Below are 23,537 nucleotides of genomic sequence, written 5' to 3'. Positions count from 1 at the left end.
GCGGCGCGCCGCGGACCTAGCCGCCCTGCGAGATCGCGATGACGTCGTCCTCGGCGACGGACAACGCGCTGAAGGCCGGCGCGTCCCATGACGTCGCCGGGGCGAACCCGGCCGGCGTCGCCGCGCCGCCGCCCACCAGCTCGTCGAGGGCGGCGTCGGCCGCCTCGACATAGGTCGACAGCGTGAACGCGGCGTCGACGTCGTCCGTCTCGACCGCCGCTACGATCTCGCCCGGGTTGGTCGCGTCGCCGAACGCGTCGGCGAAGCGCCCGCCGTCATACGCGAAACCGTCGGCCTCCAGCACGGCGAACAGGCCGGGCTCGGCCGGGCCGAGCAGCGCCGCCGGGTCGAACAGGCCCGGACCGGCGAACGCGGCCGTCTCGAAGCCGGCGGCCGGGTCCGTCATCAGGGCGGACTCCGAACCGTCCGTCTCGTAGGCGGAGGCCCCGCCGCTCTCGAGCAGCTGGATCTCCGTGGCGCTCGTCGCGCTCGCCGCGAGCGGCTCGGCCGCCGGCTCGACGGTGAGGTCCAGCGTTCCGTCAATCCAGTCGCCGTCGCCGTCGAAGCCGCGCACGTCGAAGTTCATGTCGAACGGATCGCCGGTTCCCAGCGCGAAGATGGAGAACGCGCCGAGATCGAAATTGTTGAAGTCGGGGTCGGAATCGTTCGCCGAGACGCGCACGCCGGAGAACAGGTCGTCGGTGTGGATCTCGTAGAACTCGCCTTCCTCGAGGCCGGAGATGTTCACCGACCCGTCGCCGTTATAGTCGATCGTTCCGCCCCAGCTGTCCGTGATGTCGACGCCGAATTCGTCGTAGATCCTCACCTCCGTGATCTCGACGAGGCTTCCCTCGCCGAAGATGTCCTGATCGCCGTCGGTGGCCAGCGCCTCGACCAGGATGGCCGTGGTGTTCGACTGCGGGCCCTGGACCTGCTGGATCTCCTGCTTGAAGGCGTTGGCCTCCACGACGCCGTCCCAGTCGAAGCCGGTCGCCGTATCGCCGTCGGTGACGGCGTTGTGGACGAACTCCATCTGGACGGCCTCGCCGGCGCCGATGCTCTGATTGCCGACTGCAATGCCCTCGGAGCTCGTGTTCACCGGGCCCGGGTCGCCATCCAGGATGATGTCGACATCGTCGCCGTTATTGATCGCATCGTCGGCGCCGATGACCTGGATGTCGCTGTTGCCCGCCGTCACGCCGGCCAGATCGGTCACGGAGATCTCGCTGCCGTTCTGGATGTCGACGGCGAACTGGGCGCTCCACTCGCCGGTGTCGGGATCGAGCGTGATGGTGAACACCGTGTCGCCGGCCGGATCCGGCGCGCCGTCGGAGCCGACCCGGCCCTCGAGCGTGTCCGAGTCGAAGCCGTAGAGGAAGATCGGCTCGCCCTCGCTGAGCAGCGGGTTGCCGTCGCTGTCGAAGGCCTGGTCGCCGTCGGTTCCGAGGAACACGACTTCGCCGATCCCGTCGCCGCCGGCCTCGAAAGTGAGCGATCCGGTGGCCTCGCTCGGCGCCTCGTTGACGATGGACAGGTCGTCGCCGAACAGGAAGTCGGGCACGTCGTCGTCGAGATCGACGTCGAAGGCGACCGAAACGGGATCGCCGTCGGAATCCGTGGCCGTCAGCGTGATCCCGCTCAGAGGCAGGTTGTCCTCCGCACCCGGATCATCCTTGTGATGAGCCTGCGGATGGTCGATCGGCAGCGACTGCGTCGCCTCGTAGGCGTAGTCGACCGCGCCGCCGCCGAGCGGGGTCGCGCCGGTGATCGCGATGCGGATGACCTCGCCTTCGCTCGTCGAGCCGACGATGTCGCCGGTGCCGCCTTCGATCGCGAACACGATCGTCTCGCCGCCGGACTCGTAGCCCGCCGCGTTGAGCGTGGTCAGCGTCGCGGGATCGAACGCGACCGCGTCCAGAAGCTCGGCTTCGGTGTCGCCGGGCTGGTCGTTGAAGAACTTGATCTCGACGACGCCGCCCTCGCTCGAGACGCCGGGGTTCACCAGGTCGTCGTCGTCGAGGGCGAGATCGGCCGCGTCGCCCGCGAGCGGCTCGGAATCCGGCGCGATGTTCAGCTGGACCGTGGCCGTGGATTCGTCGCCGTCGCCGTCGATGATCGTGTAGGTGAAGCTGTCGGCGCCCTCCTCGCCGCCCCCCGGCGTGTAGGTGAACTCGCCGCTCGAGGCGTCATAGGTGACGACGCCCTTGGCGGGCTGGGTCCACGTCACCGCGACGTCGGGATCGTTGTCCGTATCCACCCCGTCGGCGCCGAAATCGTCATTGGCGAACACGTCGAAGGTGACGGCGGTGTCCTCAGGCACGGCGATGACGCCGTCATTATTGGCGTCGGGCGTGGCGTCATTGATCGTGACGTCGAACGAGCCCGGCGCGGCGAGCGCATCGCCGTCATCGCCGTCGGAGACGTCGAACTGCACCGTGATGGAGTCGTCGTCCTCGGAGTTCGGATCGGCGTGCTGGAGCGGAACGCTCTGCGTGACCTCGTAGTCATAGGTCACCGTGCCGTCGCCGTTGTCGGTCGAGCCGGTCACCTCGATTTCGATGACGACCGAGTTGTCCGATTGCGCCCGGCCGACGAGCGCGCCGCCCTCGATGGCGAAGACCACATCTTGGCCGTCGAGCGTCTGCAGTTCGCCCGCCAGACCGTCGGTGGAGAAGGCGAAGCTCGCGCCGCCGACATCGTTTCCGTAGTCGATGGTGACCGAGCCCGTGTCGGTCGACGTTCCGCCGCCGTCGGTGTCGTCGTCGTCGACGAAGAGATCCGTCGCCGCTTCGGAGATCTCCGGCGTGGAGTCGGGCTCGAGATTGATGGTCGCGACAGCCTCGGAGACGTCGCCGTCCTGGTCGACGATCTGGTAGGTGAAGCTGACCGGGTCTTCCTGGCCGGCGTCCGGGGTGAAGGTGAAGCTGCCGTCCGCGTTGAGCGTCAGCGAGCCCTCGGCCACGTCGGAGATCAGCGAGACCTGCGGATCGCTCGCGTCGCCGTCGGCGCCGAACGCGTCGTTATCGATCACATTCCCCGAGACGGCGGTATTCTCGCCGCCCTGGTCGGCCTGGTTGTACGCATCGTCCTCGGGCTCGGGCACGTCGTCGTCGATGGTGACGGCGATCGAGCCGGAGACGGTGTCGGAGTCATCGCCATCGGTCGCGGTGAAGCCCACGTTCGACAGCACGACGTCGTCCTCGCCGGCCGCATCGTGATCGATCACGCCCGACAGCGTCGTCTCGTAGGCGTAGGTGACCGTGCCGTCGCCGTTGTCGGTCGCCCCGGTGATCGCGATGCGGATGACTTCCTCGCCGTTCGCCGAGCCCACGAGATCGCCGGTTCCACCCTCGATGGCGAAGGTCACGGGATCGCCGCCCGAGGTCAGACTCTGGGCGTCCAGACCGTCGGTGAGCAGAACCAGCGCCGCGCCGGGATCGGCGGGGACGTCGTTTCCGTAATCGATCGTGATTTCGCCGGTGTCCGACGCCGCCGACGCAGCGAGATCGCCGCCGGGAAGCCCGTCCTCGTCGACGAACGCGTCCTCGGCGGCGCTCACGACCGGCTCGGAGTCGGGCTGCAGCGTGATCGTGGCCGTGGCCTGATCGGTGTCGCCGTCGCCGTCCGTGATCGTGTAGTCGAACGTGACCGAGCTTTCTTCGCCGGCGGCCGGCTCATAGGTGAAGGTCCCGTCGGGGTTGACCGTCAGCGAGCCGGCGCCCGAGGTCAGCGTGTAGTCCGTCACCGCCGGGCTGTCGGCGCCGTCCGCGCCGAAGGCGTCCGCGCCCGCGCCGTTGTTCGCCAGCACGTTGCCGGAGACCGGGTCGTTCTCATTCGTCTGCGTGAAGCTGTCGTCGAAGGCCTCGGGGACGTCGTCATTGATCGTGACGTCGAAGGTCCCGGAGACGTCATCGCCGTCGTCGCCGTCCGCGCCGGTGAAGCTCACTGTGATGGAGTCGTCGTCTTCCGTGTCCGGATCGGCGTGCTGGAGCGGCTGGTGCTGGGTGACCTGGTAGTCGTAGGTCACCTCGTCGCCGCTCGGCGTCGAGCCGGTGACTTCGACCTCGATGACGACGGAATTATCAGCCTGCGCCCGGCCGACGAGCACGCCGCCCTCGATGGCGAAGACCACGTCCTGGCCGTCGAGCGTCTGAATCTCGCCCGCCAGACCGTCGGTCGAGAAGGCGAACGTCGCGCCCGCGGCGTCATTGCCGTAGTCGATCGTCACCGAACCCGTATCCGTCGACACGCCGCCGTCCGTATCGTCGTCGTCGACGAAGAGGTCCGTCGCCGCGACAGAAATCTCGGGCGTGGAGTCGGGTTCGAGATTGATGGTTGCGACAGCCTCGGAGACGTCGCCGTCCTGGTCGACGATCTGGTAGGTGAAGCTGACCGATCCTTCCTGGCCGGCGTCCGGCGTGAAGGTGAAGCTGCCGTCCGCGTTGAGCGTCAGCGAGCCCTTCGAGACGTCCGAGATCAGCGAGACCTGCGGATCGCTCGCGTCGCCGTCGGCGCCGAACGCGTCGTTATCGATCACATTCCCCGAGACGGCGGTATTCTCGCCGCCCTGATCGGCCTGGTTGTAGCTGTCGTCGTTGGCCTGCGGGACGTCGTCGACGATGGAGACGTCGAACGACCCCTGGGCGGCATCCCCGTCATCGCCGTCGGTGACCTCGAAGCCGACATTGAGCAGCGCCTCGCTGTTCTCGACCCCGCCGTCGACATGCTCGACCGGCTGGGAGAGCGTGACCGCATAGTCATAGGTCACCTCGCCCGTGGACGGATCGGTGACGCTGGCGCCGGTGATCGAAATACGGATCACCTCGGAGTCGTCGCCGGCGGACCGGCCGACCAGATCGCCGCCCTCCAGCGAGAAGTTGACGGCGTCGCCATCGAGCGTCTGAAGCTGACCGTCGAGCGCGCCGTCGTCGAGCAGGTCGATCGAGCCCAGGAGGTCGCCCGGGACGTCATTGCCGAAGGTGAACACCGCCGACCCGGTCCCCGTCAGGCTCTCGGTGGAGTCGGTCTCGTCGGTCCGCGAGGTCGCATCGTCGTCATTGGCGAAGGCGAAGCCGTCCTCGTCGACCGTCACGTCGTCGGCGGCGTCGAAGGCCGGCTCGGAATCGGTCTGCAGCGTGATCGTGGCGGTCGCCTGGGCGACGTCGCCGTCCGCATCCGTGATGGTGTAGTCGAAGCTGACCGGGTCTTCTTCGCCGGCGGCTGGCGTGTAGGTGAAGGTCCCGTCGGCGTTGAGCGTCAGGTCGCCCGAGCCGGTGAACGATCCGCTGACCAGCTCGACATAGGGCGAACTCTCGCCGTCGGCGCCGGCCGAGTCCGCGCCCGACCCGTTGTCGGCGAGCACGTTCCCGCTGACGTCGGCGTTTTCTTCGGACTGGGTGAAGCTGTCGTCGAACGCCTCGGGGCTGTCGTCATTGATCGCGACGTCGAATGTCCCGGAGACATCGTCGCCGTCATCGCCGTCGGTCGCAGTGAAGCCGACACCCAGAAGGAAGGCGTCGTCCTCGCCGGCCCCGGCGTGCTCGACGGGCTGGGACAGCTCGACGTCGTAGTCATACGTCACCGCGCCGTCGCCGTTGTCGGTCTCGCCGGTGATCGAGATGCGGATCACCTCGGTTCCGTCGGCGCGGCCGACGACCTCGCCGCCTTCCAGCGCGAACACGACCGGGAAGCCGTTCGAGGTGAGCTGGCCGTCCAGGCCCGCCGCCGACAGTTCGAAGTTCGCATCGGCGCTATCATTGCCGTAGTCGATCGTCACCGAGCCCGAGTCGGTCGCCGCCGCGGCGGTCAGATCGCCGCCCGGCAGCCCGTCCTCGTCGACGCCGAGATCGGCCGGCGCCCCGTCGATCTCCGGCGTGGAGTCCGGCTGCAGGTCGATCGTGGCCGTGGCGGTGGATTCGTCGCCGTCGGCGTCGGTGATCGTGTAGTCGAAGCTGACGCTGCCTTCTTCGCCGGCCCCCGGCGTGTACGTGAAGGTCCCGTCGGCGTTGAGCGTCAGGTTGCCCGAGCCGGTGAACGATCCGCCGACCAGCTGGACATAGGGCGAGCCCTCGCCGTCAGCGCCGGCGCTGTCGGCGCTGTTGCCGTTGTCGGCGAGCACGTCGCCGGTGACGTCGGCGTTTTCTTCGGCCTGCGTGAAGCTGTCGTCGAACGCCTCCGGGCTGTCATCATTGATGGTGACGTCGATCGAGCCGGAGACGGTGTCGGAGTCATCGCCGTCGGTCGCGGTGAAGCCCACGCTCGACAGGACGACGTCGTCCTCGCCGGCCGCATCGTGATCGATCACGCCCGACAGCGTCGTCTCGTAGGCGTAGGTGACCGTGCCGTCAGCGTTGTCCGTCGCCCCGGTGATCGCGATGCGGATCACTTCCTCGCCGTTCGCCGAGCCCACGAGATCGCCCGATCCGCCCTCGATGGCGAAGGTGACCGGATCGCCGCCCGAGGTGAGCCCCTGGCCGTCGAGCCCGTCGGTGAGCAGAACCAGCGCCGCGCCGGGATCGGCGGGGACGTCGTTTCCGTAATCGATCGTGATCTCACCGGTGTCCGACGCCGCCGACGCAGCGAGATCGCCGCCGGGAAGCCCGTCCTCGTCGACGATTGTGTTCCCGGCGGTCCCCACGACCGGCTCGGAGTCGTCCTGCAGCGTGATCGTCGCCGTGGCTTCGGACGTGTCGCCGTCGCCGTCGGTGATCGTGTAGCCGAAGGTGACCGGGCCTTCTTCGCCCGCGCCCGGCTCGTAGGTGAAGCTCCCGTCGCCGTTCACCGTCAGCGAGCCGGCGCCCGAAGTCAGCGTGTAGTCCGTCACCGCCGGGCTGTTCGCGCCGTCCGCGCCGAAGGCGTCCGCGCCCGCGCCGTTGTTCGCCAGCACGTTGCCGGTGACGTCGGCGTTCTCTTCGGACTGCGTGAAGCTGTCGTCGAAGGCCTCGGGCACGTCGTCATTGATGGTGACGTCGAAGGTCCCGTCGACGTCATCGCCGTCGTCGCCGTCGGTTCCGGTGAAGCTCACCGTGATGGACGCGTCGTCTTCCGTGTTCGGATCGGCGTGCTGGAGCGGCTGGTGCTGGGTGACCTCGTAATCGTAGGTGATCGTGCCGTCGCCGTTGTCGGTCGAGCCGGTCACCTCGATCTCGATGACGATCGAGTTATCCGCCTGCGCCCGGCCGACCAGCGCGCCGCCCTCGATGGCGAAGACCACGTCCTGGCCGTCGAGCGTCTGAATCTCGCCCGCCAGACCGTCGGTCGAGAAGGTGAAGGACGCGCCGGCGGAGTCATTGCCGTAGTCGATCGTGACCGAGCCCGTATCCGTCGACACGCCGCCCTCGGTGTCGTCATCGTCCACGAACAGATCCGTCGCCGCGGCCGAGATCTCGGGAACGCTGTCCGGCTGCAGCTCGATCGTTGCGGTCGCCTGGGAGACGTCGGCGTCGGCGTCGGTGATGGTGTAGGCGAAGCTGACCGAGCCTTCTTCGCCGGCCGCCGGCGTGTAGGTGAAGCTCCCGTCGCCGTTATTGACGAGCGAGCCTGCGCCCGTCAGCGAGCCGCTCACGAGCGCGACGCTCGCCGTGGCCGCGCCGTCGGCGCCGGGCTCGTCATTGGCGAACACGTCGATCGTGACCGGGTCGTTCTCGGTCGCCTGCGTCGCGCCGTCGTCGAACGCCTCGGGGGTGTCGTCATTGATCGTGACGTCGACCTCGCCGGACACCGCGTCGCCGTCGGCGTCCGTGGCGGTGAAGTCGACTCCGCTCAGGATCTGGTCGTCCTCGCCGGCCGCGCCGTGATCGATCACGCCCGACAGGGTTGTTTCATAAGTATAGGTGACCGTCCCGTCGCCGTTGTCGGTCGAGCCGGTGATCGCGATGCGGATGACCTCGGTCCCGCCGGCGCGGCCGACGATGTCGCCGCCTTCGACGGCGAACGTCACCGGGACGCCGCCGGAGGTCAGCTGGCCGTCGAGCCCGTCGACGAAAAGCGTCAGCGCCGTCGACGGATCGGCGGGAACATCGCCGCCGAAGTCGATGGTGATTTCGCCGGCATCCGACGCCAGCCCGGCCGGCCCGTCGCCGCCCGCCAGCCCGTCCTCGTCGACGGACGTGTCCTCGGCGACGTCGATCTCCGGGGCGTAATCGATGTCGCCGGTCTTGAGCGAGCCCTCGCGGTCGCCGTCGATCTCGCCGACGCTGGTCAGACGCACGGCGACGTCGCCGAGCATGTCGAGCGTCAGGTCGACACCGTCATGGCTGAGGGTGAAGCTGGTCGACTGGATGTCGTCCTGGGCGATGCCCTGCGTGCCGAACTCGACCCCGGCGTCATAGCGGCCGTACGTGTTCGCCACCTCGCCGCGCACATTCGCGCCATGGCCGAGATCGACGACGTCATCTTCGGCGATCCGGTAGTCGGTGATGTCCGGCCCGGTGATCGAAAGGCCGCCCAGCAGGGAGTCGTCGAAGTCGAAGAACAGCCCGCGGAGATCGCCGATCGAACCGTCGTCCGTCAGGACCTCGATTTCGAAGAGAAGCGAACCGTCAGGCTGCTCGGTGACGCGAACCTGCGTGTCGACCTCGGCCTCGAGAATAAATGTGGTGCTGGCCATGCCGCCCCCCAGCTGCGGAACCGCCCGGTCCGCTCGACGGCCGGCGCGGGCCTCTGCGCGTTCTCTCGCCCCTCGCGAGTGAGCAGGCGCGATTTCAACTGAATGTTAACTCTGTTTTAACCATCTCGCCAGCGCGATTATTTCATTCGCCGGCTGCGTTCGGCGGCGGCGCATCCGTATTTCTGCGAGACGACAATCAGCGTTCCTCCGGGCCATCCTCGGCAATGAGTCCCGGAGGACGAGCCATGGCGTATCTCGACATCATCAGCGGCGACGCGCAGCCGATCATCCGGCGGCGGGATCGCGAGACCCGTCCGCCGGGGGTCGTGCGCTGCCTCGCGCCCGGCGAGGCGTTCTACCGCGAGGGCGATCCCGCGGACCGCGAGTTCGACCTGCTCGACGGCATGGTCCGTCTGGTCCGGTTCTCGGGCGACGGCGGACGCCAGGTCATCGGTTTCGCCTGCCCGGGCGAGCGGATCGGCGCTCCACTGGCCGACCGCCACGCCCACACCGCCGAGGCGGTCACCCGGTGTCGCGCGGTCAGCGTGGGCGGCGCGTTCGAGCGCGAGGATCCCGAACGCCTGCGCGAGGCGCTCCGAAGGACCACCGCGCGCCTGGAGCGCGCCGAATCCCAGATCCTCCTGATGGGCCGTCTCTGCGCGCTCGAGCGCGTCGCCGGCTTCATCCTGATGATGGCCTCGCGCCTCGCCGGCGCGGACGAGCACGACCCGCCCGCCTTCGAACTGCCGATGGACCGCCGCGACATGGCCGACTTCCTCGGCCTGACGGTGGAGACGGTGAGCCGCAAGCTCACTGCACTGCGCGAGGGCGGGATAATTGATCTGCCCACGCCGCGCCAGGTCCGCGTTCTCAGCTGGCCGGGCCTGCGGCGCTGCGCCGGCGGCGTCGCCTCAGGTCTCTGAGGCGGCGCTGCACGGCGACTCCCGATCGCCGGATAACGCCCGAAAGGCCCGGACGCCCCGGAAAAGGGGTGCGCCCGGCCGGGGTCGGGCCGGGCGCAGCAGCGCGGCTTCGGGGAGTGGAGGGCGAGCGGGCCGCGCCGCCATACAGTCATGTTGCGCATCGGCCGGCGTTCAGCCGATGCGGATCTCGTCCTTCACCGAAGTCACGCCGGGCGCCGCCCAGATCGCGTCCTCGATGAGCTTGCGGTCGTGCCAGCTGTGCACCTTCCCCGACAGGCGCACCTGGCCGCCCTCGACATCGACGGCCACGGATTTCGCCTCGGCGGCGGCGTTGCGCGCCAGGGCCGACACGATGCGCTGCTTGAGGTCATCCGGCTGCGAGGTCGAGCGGATGGCGATCTCGTTGGTCACGCCGACGACGCCGCTCAGATACCGCACCGCGCGCTCGGCGGCCTCGCGCTGGTAACGCCACTCGACGTCGCCGCCGAGCGTGATCCAGCCGCGATTGACCGAGACATGGATGTCGCTGCCGGGAATGTTCGACTGCCAGCGCAGGCTGTTCACCGCGCGGGTCGCGATGTCCTCGTCGTCCACCTGCTTGGCCGAGGGCGGCCGGACCTCGATGTCCATCGCGACGCCCCTGACCTGCTTGACCCGGCGCACGGCGCGCTCGGCGGCCAGCTTCTCGGCGTAGGTCTCGACATGACCGCCCAGCGTGACCACCGAGTCGTGCACGGTCACGGCGACGTGTGCGGCGTTGAGGCTCGGCTCCCACTCGAGTTCGGCCTCGACCAGTTCGCGCAGCTCCACGTCCTTCATCCGACCGCTCCGGTATCCCTGTGGCGACCGATCCGTGCGACGGATCGTCCGGGTTTACGGTCGCGCGGGCGACTGTCGCGGGCATTGACTGGAATCAACTCCGCCTTGCGTAGTATTGCGGGGCTGACGGCGGCGCAGGAGCTGCGGAAAGCTCCGCCGCGCAAGACGGGAGAGCCGCCATGGCCGACATCCTGATCGTCTACGCCACGGTCGAAGGCCAGTCGCGGCGCATCGCCGACCTGCTCGGGGACCATCTCGTCCGCTGCAAGCATGGCCGGACGCTGGTCGACGCCACCGATCCGCCCGAGGACCTGGACGTATCGGCGCACGACGCCGTCATCCTCGTCGCCTCGGTGCACGCCGATCGCCATCACGCCGCGGCGGTGAATTTCGCCCGCAAGAATGTCGCCGCGCTCAACCGCACGCCGTCCGCGCTGGTCTCGGTGTCGCTGCACGCCGCGAGCGGCGAAGCCGAGGACGAGGAGGAGATGCGGGCCTATGTCGACCGGTTCTGCGCCGAGACGGGCTGGCTGCCGCGCGCCGTCCACTACGCCGCCGGCGCGCTGCGCTTCGCCCAGTTCGACTTCTTCAAGCGCTGGATGGCCCGGCGGCTGACGCGCGAACTGGGCATGGAGTTCGACCCCGAACGCGATGTCGAGCTCACCGACTGGCGCGCGCTCGAGGCCTTCGCCGACGACTTCCTAGCCGAGCATGTCGGACGCTGACCAACGCCGGGGGATCGCGCCGGCCGGGGAGGCCGGCGGCCGTGGCTGACCGGGAGGCCGCCGCCGCGGAGCGCCCGGTGCGCTGGCACGGGGTCGACCCCGGCGACGCCGCCGGGCGACTGGCCGCCGATCTCGACGCGGGGCTGTCGGAAGCCGAGGCCCGCGACCGCCTCGCCGAGGCCGGCCCCAACGAGATCGAGGCCGCCGAGTCCTTCTCGATCCTGGCGACGCTCGGCCGCCAGCTCGCCGATCCGCTGATCCTTCTGCTCATCGCCGGCGTCGTGCTGGCCGCCGCGCTCGGCGAGCGCTTCGACGCGATCATGATCGCTGCGATCGTGGTGCTGAACGCCGCGCTCGGCTTCTTCCAGGAATGGCGGGCCGAGCGCGCGCTCGCCGCGCTGGAGGGCATGCTGGCGCCGGCGTGCAATGTGGTGCGCGACGGCGAACGCCGGCGGATCGACGCGCGCGAACTCGTCCCCGGCGACCTCGTCGAGATGCATCGCGGCGAACGCGCGCCCGCCGATCTCAAGCTGGCGTCCGGCGAGGGCCTGCTCGCCGACGAATCCGCGCTGACCGGCGAGGCTCACGCCGTGGCCAAGGCCCCGGGCGCGGATCCGGACGACGCGCCGGTCCACGCCCGCGCCTCGATCCTGTTCGCCGGCTCGCTGCTGCTCGACGGGCGCGGCAGGGGAGTCGTGGTCGCGACAGGCGATCACACCGAGTTTGGCCGCATCGCCGCGCTCGCCGCCTCGGTGCGCCGCCAGGCAACCCCGCTGCAGAGGCGGCTCGCGCGCCTGAGCCGGGTGCTCGGCGCGGCCGCCGTCGTCGCCGCCGTGCTGGTCGCCGCGCTCGGCCTGCTCGCCGGGCGCGACCCGCTGGAGATGCTGTTCACGGGCGTTTCGCTCGCTGTCGCCACGGTGCCCGAGGGCCTGCCGGCCGTGGTCGCGCTCAGCCTGGCGCTCGGCGTGCGCAAGATGGCCAAGCGCAACGCGCTCGTGCGCCGGCTGCGCGGGGCGGAGACGCTCGGCTCGGCGACGGTCATCTGCACCGACAAGACCGGCACGCTGACCACCGGCGAGATGAGCGCGGTGAGCATCGTCACCGCGGCGGGCGAGACCGATTTGTCCGAGGGCGAGGCGCCGCCCGACGCGCTCGAGGTCGACGCGCTGCGGACCGCCGGGCTGTGCAACGACGCCGAGCTCGCCGAGGATGGCGGCGTCGCCGGCGAGCCCACCGAACGGGCCCTGCTGGCGGCCGCTCACCGGTTTGATGCGGTGGACGCCGAGGGTCCGCCCCGCGTCGCCGAGCAGCCCTTCTCCGCGGAGCGCAAGCGCATGCTGGTCGTCGTCGAGCGCGACGGCGAACTCCACGCGCACATGAAGGGCGCGCCCGATTACGTGCTGCCGCTGTGCGCGCAGATCCGAACCGCGGACGGGGTCGAGCCGCTCGACGACGCGGGCCGCCGGCGCTGGATCGACCGCGCCGAGGAAATGGGCGAGGCCGGCCTGCGCGTGCTCGCCGTGGCTCACCGAGATACATCGGCCGACCGGCTTCACAGCCTTGAGGAGGTCGAGCGGGAGATGGTCTTTCTCGGGCTCATCGGCCTGATGGATCCGCCGCGGCCGCGGGCCCGCCCGGCGATGGAGGCGGCGCGCGCGGCCGGCATCCGGGTGGTCATGATCACCGGCGACGCGGCGGGCACCGCCCGCGCCATCGCCCGCGAGGTCGGGCTGGACGCGACCGAGGTGCTCTCCGGCGCGGAGATCGACGGGCTCGACGACGCCGCGCTCGCCGAGCGCCTCGAGCGCCGGCCGGTGCTCAGCCGCACCACGCCCGAGCACAAGCTGCGCGTGGTGCGGCTGCTCCAGGACGGCGGCGACATCGTCGCCATGACGGGCGACGGCGTGAACGACGCGCCGGCGCTGAAACAGGCCGATATCGGGGTGGCGATGGGGATACGCGGCGTCGACGCGGCCCGCGCCGCCGCCGACATGGTCCTGCTCGACGACGATTTCGGCACCATCGTGGATGCGGTGCGCGAGGGCCGGCGCCAGGACGAATCGATCCGGAATTTCGCGCGCTTCCTGCTGGCGTCGAATTTCGGCGAAGTCGTCGCGGTGGCGGCGAACGTGGTGACCGGGGCGCCGCTGATCCTGACGCCGGTGCAGCTCCTCTGGGTCAACCTGCTGACCGACGGGCCGATCGCGCTGGCGCTCGGCGTGGAGCGCGCCGGACCCGACCTGATGGCGCGGCCGCCGCGCCGGCCCGGCGCACGCGTGCTCGACCGCACCGCCTTCATGCTGGTCGCGGTGTTCGGGGGATGGCTCGCCGCCGTCACGCTGGCGACGTTCCAGCATCTCCTGCCGGCCGGCGCGCAGACCGCCAACGCCGCCAGCTTCAGCGCGGTCGTCGTGATGAGCTGCGCGACCGTGTTCGTTTTCCGGTCGCTCGAGACGCCGAACACGCGGCTCGGCTGGTTCTCGAACCAGTGGCTCGTCGCGGCGGTCGCGGCGACCCTGGCGGTCCAGCTGGCGCTGGTCTACGCGCCGCCGCTTCAGCGGCTGATGGAGGTCTCCGCGCCGCCGGCCATGCTCTGGCTCGGGCTCGGCGCCGCGGCGCTGCCCGTGCTGATCGTGCCGGAAATCGTCAAGTCCGTACGCGGATCAAAGGGCGCGGCGTTGAGAGAGGGTTGAGGCGCGGCGGCCGCCGCCCGGCCGCAAAGCCGCTCCGCGTCGAGCCCGTCATAGCGCGCCAGCGCGTCGGCGGCGACGCACAGGGCCGGGCCGTCGCTCATCAGCACGGCGAGCTGGAGCACGGTGATCAGGCGGGAGCGCGGCGCGCCCATGGCGTGAAGCCGGTCGATCTTGCGCGCGACGGCGGCGTCGGCGCGCGCCGCCGCGGCGAAGGCGAGTTCGAGCAGAGCGCGCTGTTCGGTCGAGGGGCCGGCGCCGATCGGGCCGACCGTCATGGACAGGAGCGACCGGAGCGCATTGGAGCCGGCAGGGGTTCGTCGCGCCATGCGGCGCAGGCCGTCGCTCAGCTCGCGGTGTCGGAGCTTCAGATCGAGATCGGTCATCGCACTCATCCTCCCAGGATCGGGCGGCGCATGTGAGCGCCGCCTCGTTGTCGTCCCTCCCCATTTCGCCCCGGACCCCTCGGCCCCACGCTCACGGCATGCGGACATAGGGTCCCGGCGCGGGTTCGATCGGCGCATAGCCCTTGGCCGGCGCGCCCATGGCGGGCGGCGCGACCTGTTCCGGCGCGCTGCGCGCGGCGAGCCATTCGGTCCAGGCCGTCCACCACGAGCCCTCGCGCGGCGCGATGCGCTCGCGCCAACGCTCCGGACTGACATACCGGTCCTCGGGGTCCTGCGCGGCGATGCGGTAGCTGCGGCCCTCATGACCCGGCTCGGAGACGATGCCGGCGTTGTGGCCGCCGGAGGTCAGCACGAAGGTGACCGGCGTGCGCACGAAGAGGTGCAGCTTGTAGACGGAGTTCCACGGCGAAATGTGGTCGCGTTCCGTGCCGACGAGGAAAACCGGCGCGGCGATGTCAGACAGCGCGACGACTTCGCCCTCGACGGCGAAGCGTCCGGCGCTGAGCCGGTTCTCCAGGAAGAGCCCGCGCAGGTAGTCCGAGTGCATCCGGGCGGGCAAGCGCGTGCGGTCGGAATTCCACATGCTTAGATCGAACGGCTTGTCGCGCTCGCCGAGCAGGTATTCGCGCGTCGCCTTCTCCCACAGCAGCTCGTCGGCGCGCAGGAAGGTGAAGGTGCCCGACATCTGGTCGCCCTCAAGCACGCCCTGGTCCCACATCATGTCCTCGAGATAGGCGATCTGCGCCTCGTCGACGAACAGCATCAGATCGCCGGCCTGGGCGAAATCGACCTGGGCGGCGAGCAGCGTGATCGAGGCGAGCCGATCGTCGCCGCGGCCGGCCATGTGCGCGGCGGCGATGCTCAGCAGCGTCCCGCCCAGGCAGTAGCCGCAGGCGTGGATGCGTTCGCCGGGGACGATCGCGGAGACGGCGTCGAGCGCGGCCATGATCCCGAGACGGCGATAGTCGTCGAGCGAGACGTCGCGATGCTCCGGACCCGGATTGATCCAGGAGATCATGAACACGGTGAAGCCCTGGTCGACCAGCCAGCGGACCAGCGAATTGTGGGCGGACAGGTCGAGCACGTAGTATTTCATGATCCAGGCCGGCGCGATCAGCACCGGTTCGCGCCGCACGGTCTCCGTGGTCGGGGCGTACTGGATCAGCTCCATGAGTTCGTTGCGAAAAACGACCTGGCCAGGCGTGGTCGCCAGCGTGTCGCCAAGCGCCGCGCGCGCCGCCTCGCCGCTCTTCGCGCCGATCGCCGCATTGGTCATTTCCTCGGCGAAATTCTCCGCGCCGGCGACGAGATTGGCGCCGCCGGTCGCAAGCGTCCGCTTGATCACCTCGGGATTGAGCCAGGGAACATGCGCCGGGCACAGCGCGTCCATCGCGAAGTCCGCCATGAAGGCGGCGCGCTCCGCGTCGCGCGCACGCATGCCCCGCATCGGTCGGGTCGCTTCGCGCCACCAATCTGCGGCCGCCGCCCAGCTCTGCGCATAGAACTCGAACGGGGGCGCGCGCCAGTCGGGGTCGTCGAGGCAGTGGCGCTGATCCAGCTCGAAGGGCGGCTCCGCATTCTCGCCCGCCGCCCGGCGTCCGGCCCAGGCGGCGAGCCTGGCGCCGTCGGCGACCGCCTTTTCTCCAAGGTCGAGCATGCGGCCCGGCGAGGCCGCCAGATTGACGGCCCAGTCGACCCACGGCGCCGTCACGGCGAGCGGGGAGACGCCTTGGGTGAGACGCGCCGCCGCGGCGCGCACGCCGCGGTCCAGAGCCGCGTGCGGGGCCGCCGCCGCGGCCTCGTCGACCGTCTCGGGCGGCGGGGGCGGCGCCGCTTCCTGCGGCTTCAAGGCGACGGGTTTGGATCCAGCCATGGCCCGGACGGTGGGCCTCGGGCGCGCACCGGGCAAGCCGGGGATACTACGCAGTTTTCCGTGTCAGACGGCCGTCGGGTCGCGCTCGGCGTCGGTCTTCAGGCGCACCAGCTCGGCGGCGCTCTTCCGCTCCGTCTTCTCGAAGATCCGCGCGCGGTGGAACTCGACGGTGCGGGGGCTGAGATTCAGCCGGCGCGCGACGACCTTGTTCGCCGCGCCGGTGATCAGCTCCTCGAACACGTCGCGTTCGCGCGGCGTCAACGAAGCCATCAGCTTACGCGCGGTCAGGTGCGCGTCGAGCGCCGTGCGAAGGCGGCCGGCGCGGGAGAGGGCCTGGTCGACGGCCTCGAACAGGACTTCGCGCCGCCAGGGCTTGCGGATGAAATCCACCGCCCCGGCCTTCAGGGCTCTCACCGCGGAGTCGACGTCGGCGTGGGCGGTGATCATGATGATGATCAGGCAGGGAAAGCGCTCCCGGAGCATGGGCACGGCGCTGACGCCGTCCTCGCCGGGCATGCGGATATCGAGCAGCAGGCAGCCGCTGGCGTCCGGCTCCAGCGAGTCGAGCAGACCGGCGATGCTCGAGAACGTCGCGACCGCCCGGTCGTGGGCGGCGAACAGCGCCTCGACGGACTCGCGCACCATCGGGTCGTCGTCGACCAGGTAGAGCCGCGGCGCGGGCGCCCGCTCGCGCGCCGACGCGACCGTTCCGGCGACGGTTTCGCTAATCATGCCCGCTCTCCGTCAACGGCAGCTCGACCCGCGCCGCGGCGCCGCCCGTCTCGGCCGCCAGAAGCTGGATGCGGCCGCCGTGGGCCTCGACGATGCGCCTGGATATCGAGAGACCGATTCCGAGCCCGTCGCTGCGCGTGGTGATGAAGGATTCGAAGATGTCGCCCGCCCCCGCGCCCGGCGGGCCCGGCCCGGTGTCGACGACCTCGATGACGAGCGCCTCGTCGGTCTCCGCCCGGGCGGTCGAGATCGTGACCACGCGTTCCTCGGCGTCCTCCACGGCTTCAAGCGCATTGCGGATCAGATTGACGATCACTTGCTGCAGCTGAACCCGGTCGACCGGGATCTCGGGAAGATCCCGCGCGAAGCGGCGCGTAATGACTGCGCCGACGCGCGCGGCGGCGGGATCGAGATGGCCGAGCGCGTCCTCCAGCACGTCGTTGATTTGCACGGGCGTACGTTCGAAGGGCGCATTGCGGGTGAGCTGCTTGACCCGTCCGATCACTTCGCCGCCCATCGCGGCCATCTCGCGGGCCTTCTCGATCAGGGGAAGGGTCTCCTCTGCGGACGCGCCCGCCTCCAGGCGCGCCGCGGCGGCGTCGAGATAGTTGCCGAGCGCGGTGAGGGGCTGATTGACCTCGTGGGCGACCGTGGCGGCCATCTCGCCGAGCGCGCTCAGACGGCCGGCTTCCTCCATCCGCTCCCGCAGCGCGTGGTTGCCGGCCTCCGCGGCGACCCGGTCGCTGACGTCGCGGATCATGCCGACGAAGCCGCGATCGCCATTGGAATCGGCGTCGGCGATCGCGATCTCGACGGGAAATATCTCTCCGTCGCGCCGCAGACCGTGAAAGCGCCGGCGCCAGTTCGTCGACCGCCGCTCGCCGCTGCTGAGGTAGTGCTCGATATAGCCGTCGTGCGCGCTCGCATAGGGCTCCGGCATCAGCCGGTTCACGTTCTCGCCGCAGAGTTCCGCCTCGGACCAGCCGAACATCTCCTCGGCCGCCCGGTTGAGACTGAGCATGCGGCCGTCCGCATCGGTGCGGATCACCGCCTCCGGCACGGTGTCGAGGACGCCTCGAAGCATCGAGCCGCGCGACTCGGCGCTCGCGATCGAGAGCCGGTCCTCCACCATGAGGCTTGCGACGCGCGCCAGCGTCAGCAAGGGACCGCTCAAACCGGGGGGCTCGCGATCCGGTTCGTCACGCGCCTCCAGGGCGAGCACCCCGACGAGGTGATGATCCGTGACGACCAGCGGCGCGGCGACCAGGTCGCCACCGGGGCCGTCCTCGGCCTCGAACGTCAGGAATTCGCGGCAACCCTCCCGCATCGCGCTCTCGACGGCGACGGCGATCTCGTGACGGGCGCGGGGGGCGGGATCGCCCCCGTGCACCACAAAATCGTCGGCGTCATGATCGGCGCGCCGCCAGATGAAGACGCGCCAGCCCGGCGTGAGCGCGTCGATCGCCGCCACGATCGGCGCGAGCGCGTCCTCGAGCTCCGCGTCGTTCGCATACCGATCCAGCGCGAGGGAGATCGCCGCGGTCCAGTCGCGCGTGCGATCGGCGTTCTCCGCTGCAGCGGTCGGGGTTCCCAGCATCTGGACAGGCCGTATGGAAGCGCCGGGCGTCAGCGCCCGGTCAGGAATATCGTTATACAGCAAAAATCGCGATGAATTAACCATTCACGCGAAACCGCCGCAGCGGGCGTCGAACGCGGCGCGGGAAAACAGACCGTTCGAACCGGGGACCGGCCGGCTCCCCGGACGCCCTGATCGCCGCCCTGCGCTCAGCCGCCGCGTTTCACCGTAATCTTGCGTTCGCGAAGCCAAGCGTCCTTCGGCTTGGGCACGGTGACGGTCAGGACGCCGTCCTTGAAGCTGGCGTCGACGCGGTCGTCCTCGGGCTCGAAGCCGAGCGGAACGACGCGTTCGAAGCGGCCCCAGGCGCGCTCGACGAGATGGCGCTTCTCGCCCTTCTCCTCGCGCGAGGACTGTTTCTCGCCCGAGATGATCAGGCTGGAATCGTCCACCGAGACCTCGACATCGTCTTCGGTCATGCCGGGCAGCTCGGCGGTCAGCACCAGTTCGCCGTCCTTTTCGACGAGGTCGACGCTCGGCGCCCAGCCGCCGTCGCGCCCGGCGAAGGCGCGCAGCCGCGGCGCCGAGGCGAACTCGTCGAACAGCCGGTCGACCTCCTCGTGCAGCGCGCCGAACGGATCCTCGGCCCAGGCGCCTTCGAACGGCGCGAGCGCGCGGCGCCGGGTGCGCTGGCGACGACGCGGCTCCATCGATTGCGTTTTCATGACTGCCTCTCCTCGCCGCGCCGCTCAGTTCTCGCCCGGCTTCGCGCGAGCGCTCACCTCCTGCATGCTGGACATCGCCATCTCGCTCATGCGGCTGAACTCGTCGATATAGTCCTGCATGAAGGTCTGCGCGGCGCGCGTCGCGGCGTGCATCGCGTCGGTGGGCGTCTGGCAGCAGGCGAGATCCTCGAAATAGTCGTGATAGCGCTCGGCGCGCCGGGCGGCGAAATGCGCCGCCTCCTCGCTGAACGCCCGGCTGGACTTCCACATGCCGTCGCCGGCGGCTTGCATGGTCTCGGCCATGCCGGTCATCGCCGCGCCGGGACTGTCCTTGCGCTTCTTGCCGTCGCCGGCGGACTTGTGCGCGCCGCCGCCGGACGTGGACGAGGCGCTCTGACGCGTCTCGGTCTGGTGGGAGGAAGTCGACATGGATGGCTCCTTCGTCCGTTCGCGCCGGAGCGCGGTCGGACCGGCTTTCAAGGCCCGCCTGCCGGCGCGGGTTTTCGATGCCGGCAGTCAGACTCCGCCGGGAGCGGCGCTCAAGCTCGCAAGAATACTGAACGATGCGTTAACGCGCCGCGGCGGCTGCGCGATCGCGCGGGTCGCCCGACGCCGCCGCGCGCACTATCGTGCGTCGCAGCGTTGCGCGGCGACGGCCGCGCGCCTGCAGGCGGACGGGCCCGATGGACTACTACGAGAACCGCACTTACGACGAGCTCGAGACCGGCGAGCATGCAAGCCTGACGCGGACGCTCAGCGCCGACGACATCGAGATGATCGGCGTCATGGCCGGCGCCGTGACCGCGCCGCGGGCGGGCGAGACCGGCGTCGACGGCGCGGCGATGTGGACCGCCGGGCTCGTCGTCGCCGCGCTCAGCGTCAAGCTGCCCGGGCCGGGCACGACGATCCTCGGCCAGGACCTGGAGTTCGGAAAGCCCGTGGCCCCCGGCGACGCGGTGACGGTCGAGGTCCGGGTGCTCGAGAAGGGCGAGGACCGGCGGGTCCGCCTCGCTGTTCACGGCGAGAACGAAACCGGCGAGACGGTCGTCACCGGCGAGGTCGAGGTCGCCGCGCCGGCCGAGCGCGCGCGGCTGCAGCGCCAGACCCGTCCGCAGGTTTTCCTGCACGAGCAGGGCTTGCGGCTGAAAGGGCTGATCGAGCGGGCGCGCCGGTACGACCCGGTCCGAACGGCTGTGGTTCATCCCGTCGACGACAAGTCGCTGGGCGGCGCGCTCGCCGCCGCCGAAGCCGGCCTGGTCGAGCCCGTGCTCGTCGGTCCGCGCGCGAAGATCGAGGCCGCGGCGAAGGCCGCCGACCTGGATATCTCGGCGCTGGAGCTCGTCGACGCGCCGCACAGCCACGCCGCCGCGGCGCGCGCCGTGGCGATGGCGCGCGAGGGCGCCGTCGCCGCGCTGATGAAGGGCGCGCTGCACACCGACGAGATCATGGGCGAGGTGGTTTCGTCCGAGCACGGACTGCGCACCGAGCGGCGTATCAGCCACGTCATGGTCACCGACGCGCCGGCCTATCCGAAGCTGCTCCTGATCACCGATGCGGCGATCAACATCGCCCCGGACCTCGAGGAAAAGCGTGACATCGTCCAGAACGCGATCGATCTCGCCCGCGCGCTGGACATCGCGGCGCCGAAGGTCGCGATCCTCGCCGCAATCGAGACCGTCTATCCGCGCATGCGCTCGACGGTCGAGGCCGCCGCGCTGTGCAAGATGGCCGATCGCGGCCAGATCACCGGCGGCGCGCTCGACGGCCCGCTGGCCTTCGACAACGCCGTCTCGCCCGACGCCGCGCAGACCAAGGGACTGGATTCGCCGGTCGCGGGACAGGCGGACATCCTCGTCGCGCCCGACATCGAGGCGGGCAATATCCTGGTCAAGCAGCTCGACTATCTCGCCGGCGCGACCGCGGCCGGCGTGGTGATGGGCGCGCGCGTGCCGATCATCCTGACCAGCCGGTCCGAAGGCGTCCTGCCCCGCGTGGCGGCGTCGGCGGTCGCCCAGCTCTACGTCAACAACAAGGTCCGGCCCGCCGAATGACCGACGCCGTCCTCGTGCTCAATGTCGGCTCGTCGAGCGTCAAGCTGGCGCTCTACGCGCTCGACGACGTCTCCGCGGCCAGGCTGCGGGGGCGGGTGACGGGGATCGGAACCCGGCCCGAGGCGGACATCGTCGACGCCGACGGCGTCGCGCTCGCTCCCGGCCCGGCCGCCGAGCTCGCGCCGAAGTCGAGCCACCCCGCCTGCCTCGACGCACTGCTGGCCGCCGTCGCCGACGACGCCGCAGCCTACGAAGTCCGCGCCGTCGGCCACCGCATCGTCCACGGCGGACGCGACCACGCCGAACCCGTCGCGATCGACGACGCGGTGCGCGACGCGCTCGAGGCGCTGACTCCGCTCGCGCCGGGCCATCAGCCGCACAATCTCGCCGGCGTCGACGCCGCGCGGAAGCGCTGGCCCGAGGCGATCCCGGTCGCATGCTTCGACACCGCCTTCCACCGCACCCAGCCCCGCCAGGCCGAGCTGTTCGCGCTGCCGCGCGCATACGCCGATCGCGGCGTGATCCGCTACGGCTTCCACGGCCTGTCCTACGAGCACATCGCCGCCGTCGCCCCCGACATCGTCGGCGAAGCGGCCAGAGGGCGCCTGATCGCCGCCCATCTCGGCCACGGCGCCAGCCTGTGCGCGATGCGGGACGGGAAGAGCGTCGCCACCACGATGGGCTTCACCGCGCTCGACGGCCTGCCGATGGCGCGGCGCTCGGGCGCGATCGATCCCGGCGTGCTGCTGCACCTCCTGCAGGAGGACGGCATGAGCCCCGAAGCGGTCGCCGACCTGCTCCACAACCGCTCGGGCCTGTACGGGCTGTCCGGGGTGAGCGACGACATGCGCGACCTGCTGGCGAGCGACGACCCGAACGCCGCCGAGGCGGTGGAGCATTTCTGCTACCGCGCCGCGCGGGAGATCGGCGGGCTCGCCGCGACGCTCGGCGGGCTCGACGCGCTCGTCTTCACCGCCGGGATCGGCGAGCACGCCGCCCCGGTCCGCGCCCGCATCGTCGAGCTGTGCGGCTGGCTCGGCGCCGATCTCGACCCCGCGGCGAACGCGGCCGATGGCCCGCGCATCTCGACCGCCGACAGCACGGTCTCGGCCTGGGTGATCCCGACCGACGAGGAATCGCGCATCGCCCGGGGGGCGCGGACCGTGCTGCAAGCCGGCCGGACTTGACGCACGCGCCGCGGGCGGCGCGAATGCGGGCGATGGCGACGCCGAAGGCCCTCAATCTCGCGGACTTCAGACCGCTGGCGCGCAAACGCCTGCCCGCGCCGATGTTCCACTACATCGCCGGCGGCGCCGACGACGAGTGGAGCCTGGCCAACAACACCGACGCGTTCGCCCGCTACGAGCTGGTCCCCCGCCATCTCAACGACATCTCCGAGATCGACCTGTCGACGCGGGTGCTGGGCGCCGATCTCGCCATGCCGCTGATCCTGTCGCCGACGGGGATGAACCGGCTCTTCCATCACGGCAAGGAGCTCGCCGTGGCCCGCGCCGCCGAGGCCGCCGGCGTCATGTATTCGCTGTCGACCGTGGGCACGGCCTCGATCGAGGACGTGGCCTCGGTCTCGGCCGGACCGAAGATGTTCCAGATCTACATGTTCAAGGATCGGGGCCTGACGCGGGAATTCGTCGAACGCTGCAAGCAGGCGGGCTACAACGCGCTGTGCCTGACCGTCGACACCACGCTGGCGGGCAATCGCGAGCGCGAGCTGAGAACCGGGCTCACCATGCCGCCGAAGCTCACCGCGGCGAGCCTGGCGAGCTTCCTCGTGCATCCGCACTGGCTGGGAAACTTCCTGCGCGATCCGGACTTCACGCTCGCCAATGTCGCCCATCGCGTCGACGCGCTCGAAGGCGGGGCGATGTCGCTGGTCGGTTACGTGAATTCGCAGTTCGATCGTTCGTTGACCTGGGATGACGCCGCCGAGCTCGTCGAGCTGTGGGACGGCCCGTTCGTCATCAAGGGGCTGCAGCACGCCGACGACGCCCGGCGCGCCGCCGAGATCGGGGCGAGCGCGGTGATGATCTCCAATCACGGCGGACGCCAGCTGGACTCGGCGCCCGCACCGGTCGAGTGCGTGGCCGACATGCGCGAGGCCGTCGGCGACCGGCTTGAGCTGATCGTCGACGGCGGCGTGCGGCGCGGCACGCATGCGCTCAAGGCGCTCGCGCTCGGCGCCGACGCGGTCTCTTTCGGGCGGCCCTATCTCTATGCGCTGGCCGCCGGCGGCGAGGACGGCGTGACGCGCATGCTGCACCTGTTCCGACAAGAGATCGAACGTTCGATCGCTTTAGCCGGATGCGCATCCGTCGAGCAGGCGAAACGCGACGGCCTGGCGGTCCGGCGCGTCGGCGCGTAGACGGGTATGCCGCACGATCGTTCGTCTA

At 70.3% G+C, this 23,537-nt stretch carries 13 protein-coding genes; 6 read left to right on the top strand and 7 right to left on the bottom strand.

Features of this window, described 5'->3' with window-relative positions:
- Positions 1–16 precede the first annotated feature (16 nt).
- A complete protein-coding gene (locus DDZ18_RS02610) occupies positions 17–8,608 on the bottom strand; it encodes an Ig-like domain-containing protein (protein WP_109251791.1) in 8,592 nt (2,863 codons plus the stop codon).
- Between the two features lie 245 nt (positions 8,609–8,853).
- Here DDZ18_RS02610 and DDZ18_RS02605 point away from each other — a divergent pair, with 245 nt between their 5' ends.
- The gene (locus DDZ18_RS02605) at positions 8,854–9,531 is read left to right on the top strand and encodes a helix-turn-helix domain-containing protein (protein WP_158272038.1); all 678 of its coding nucleotides are present in this window, start codon (positions 8,854–8,856) and stop codon (positions 9,529–9,531) included.
- 171 nt (positions 9,532–9,702) lie between these two features.
- On the opposite strand, the gene DDZ18_RS02600 is transcribed toward DDZ18_RS02605, so the two are convergent.
- Positions 9,703–10,350, bottom strand: a complete 648-nt coding sequence (locus tag DDZ18_RS02600; RefSeq protein ID WP_109251789.1) for a BON domain-containing protein — start codon at positions 10,348–10,350, stop codon at positions 9,703–9,705.
- A gap of 179 nt (positions 10,351–10,529) precedes the next feature.
- Here DDZ18_RS02600 and DDZ18_RS02595 point away from each other — a divergent pair, with 179 nt between their 5' ends.
- On the top strand, positions 10,530–11,075 hold the full coding sequence (locus tag DDZ18_RS02595) for a flavodoxin domain-containing protein (protein WP_109251788.1): 546 nt from the start codon (positions 10,530–10,532) through the stop codon (positions 11,073–11,075).
- 41 nt (positions 11,076–11,116) lie between these two features.
- Entirely contained in the window at positions 11,117–13,768 is a 2,652-nt protein-coding gene (locus DDZ18_RS02590; protein WP_109251787.1) for a cation-translocating P-type ATPase, read from the top strand.
- Between the two features lie 474 nt (positions 13,769–14,242).
- On the opposite strand, the gene DDZ18_RS02585 is transcribed toward DDZ18_RS02590, so the two are convergent.
- The 5 genes from DDZ18_RS02585 to DDZ18_RS02565 all read right to left on the bottom strand — a co-directional run bounded on the left by DDZ18_RS02585 (position 14,243) and on the right by DDZ18_RS02565 (position 19,507).
- The gene (locus DDZ18_RS02585) at positions 14,243–16,045 is read right to left on the bottom strand and encodes a PHA/PHB synthase family protein (RefSeq protein WP_109251786.1); all 1,803 of its coding nucleotides are present in this window, start codon (positions 16,043–16,045) and stop codon (positions 14,243–14,245) included.
- A 63-nt stretch (positions 16,046–16,108) separates the two neighbouring features.
- On the bottom strand, positions 16,109–16,777 hold the full coding sequence (locus tag DDZ18_RS02580; RefSeq protein ID WP_109251785.1) for a response regulator transcription factor: 669 nt from the start codon (positions 16,775–16,777) through the stop codon (positions 16,109–16,111).
- Positions 16,770–18,374 (bottom strand): two-component system sensor histidine kinase NtrB, encoded by a 1,605-nt coding sequence (locus tag DDZ18_RS02575; protein ID WP_109251784.1) that lies wholly within the window; start codon positions 18,372–18,374, stop codon positions 16,770–16,772. The genes DDZ18_RS02580 and DDZ18_RS02575 overlap by 8 nt, the downstream gene beginning before the upstream one ends.
- 188 nt (positions 18,375–18,562) lie before the next feature.
- The gene (locus DDZ18_RS02570) at positions 18,563–19,078 is read right to left on the bottom strand and encodes an Hsp20/alpha crystallin family protein (RefSeq protein WP_109251783.1); all 516 of its coding nucleotides are present in this window, start codon (positions 19,076–19,078) and stop codon (positions 18,563–18,565) included.
- Between the two features lie 24 nt (positions 19,079–19,102).
- Entirely contained in the window at positions 19,103–19,507 is a 405-nt protein-coding gene (locus DDZ18_RS02565; RefSeq protein WP_109251782.1) for a phasin family protein, read from the bottom strand.
- 254 nt (positions 19,508–19,761) lie between these two features.
- Here DDZ18_RS02565 and DDZ18_RS02560 point away from each other — a divergent pair, with 254 nt between their 5' ends.
- Genes DDZ18_RS02560 through DDZ18_RS02550 form a run of 3 tightly spaced genes read left to right on the top strand, consistent with a single transcriptional unit; the run spans position 19,762 to position 23,509 of the window.
- The gene (locus DDZ18_RS02560) at positions 19,762–21,129 is read left to right on the top strand and encodes a bifunctional enoyl-CoA hydratase/phosphate acetyltransferase (protein WP_109251781.1); all 1,368 of its coding nucleotides are present in this window, start codon (positions 19,762–19,764) and stop codon (positions 21,127–21,129) included.
- Complete coding sequence (locus DDZ18_RS02555; protein WP_109251780.1) at positions 21,126–22,316, top strand: acetate/propionate family kinase; 1,191 nt, start codon at positions 21,126–21,128, stop codon at positions 22,314–22,316. The genes DDZ18_RS02560 and DDZ18_RS02555 overlap by 4 nt, the downstream gene beginning before the upstream one ends.
- A 32-nt stretch (positions 22,317–22,348) precedes the next feature.
- Positions 22,349–23,509 (top strand): alpha-hydroxy acid oxidase, encoded by a 1,161-nt coding sequence (locus DDZ18_RS02550; RefSeq protein WP_109251779.1) that lies wholly within the window; start codon positions 22,349–22,351, stop codon positions 23,507–23,509.
- Positions 23,510–23,537 lie beyond the last annotated feature (28 nt).

This window comes from Marinicauda salina, from assembly GCF_003122085.1.
GTDB classification, from domain to species: domain Bacteria; phylum Pseudomonadota; class Alphaproteobacteria; order Caulobacterales; family Maricaulaceae; genus Maricicauda_A; species Maricicauda_A salina.
Note: the sequence above shows the minus strand (reverse complement) of the source record. Positions and strands in the feature narration are given on the sequence as shown.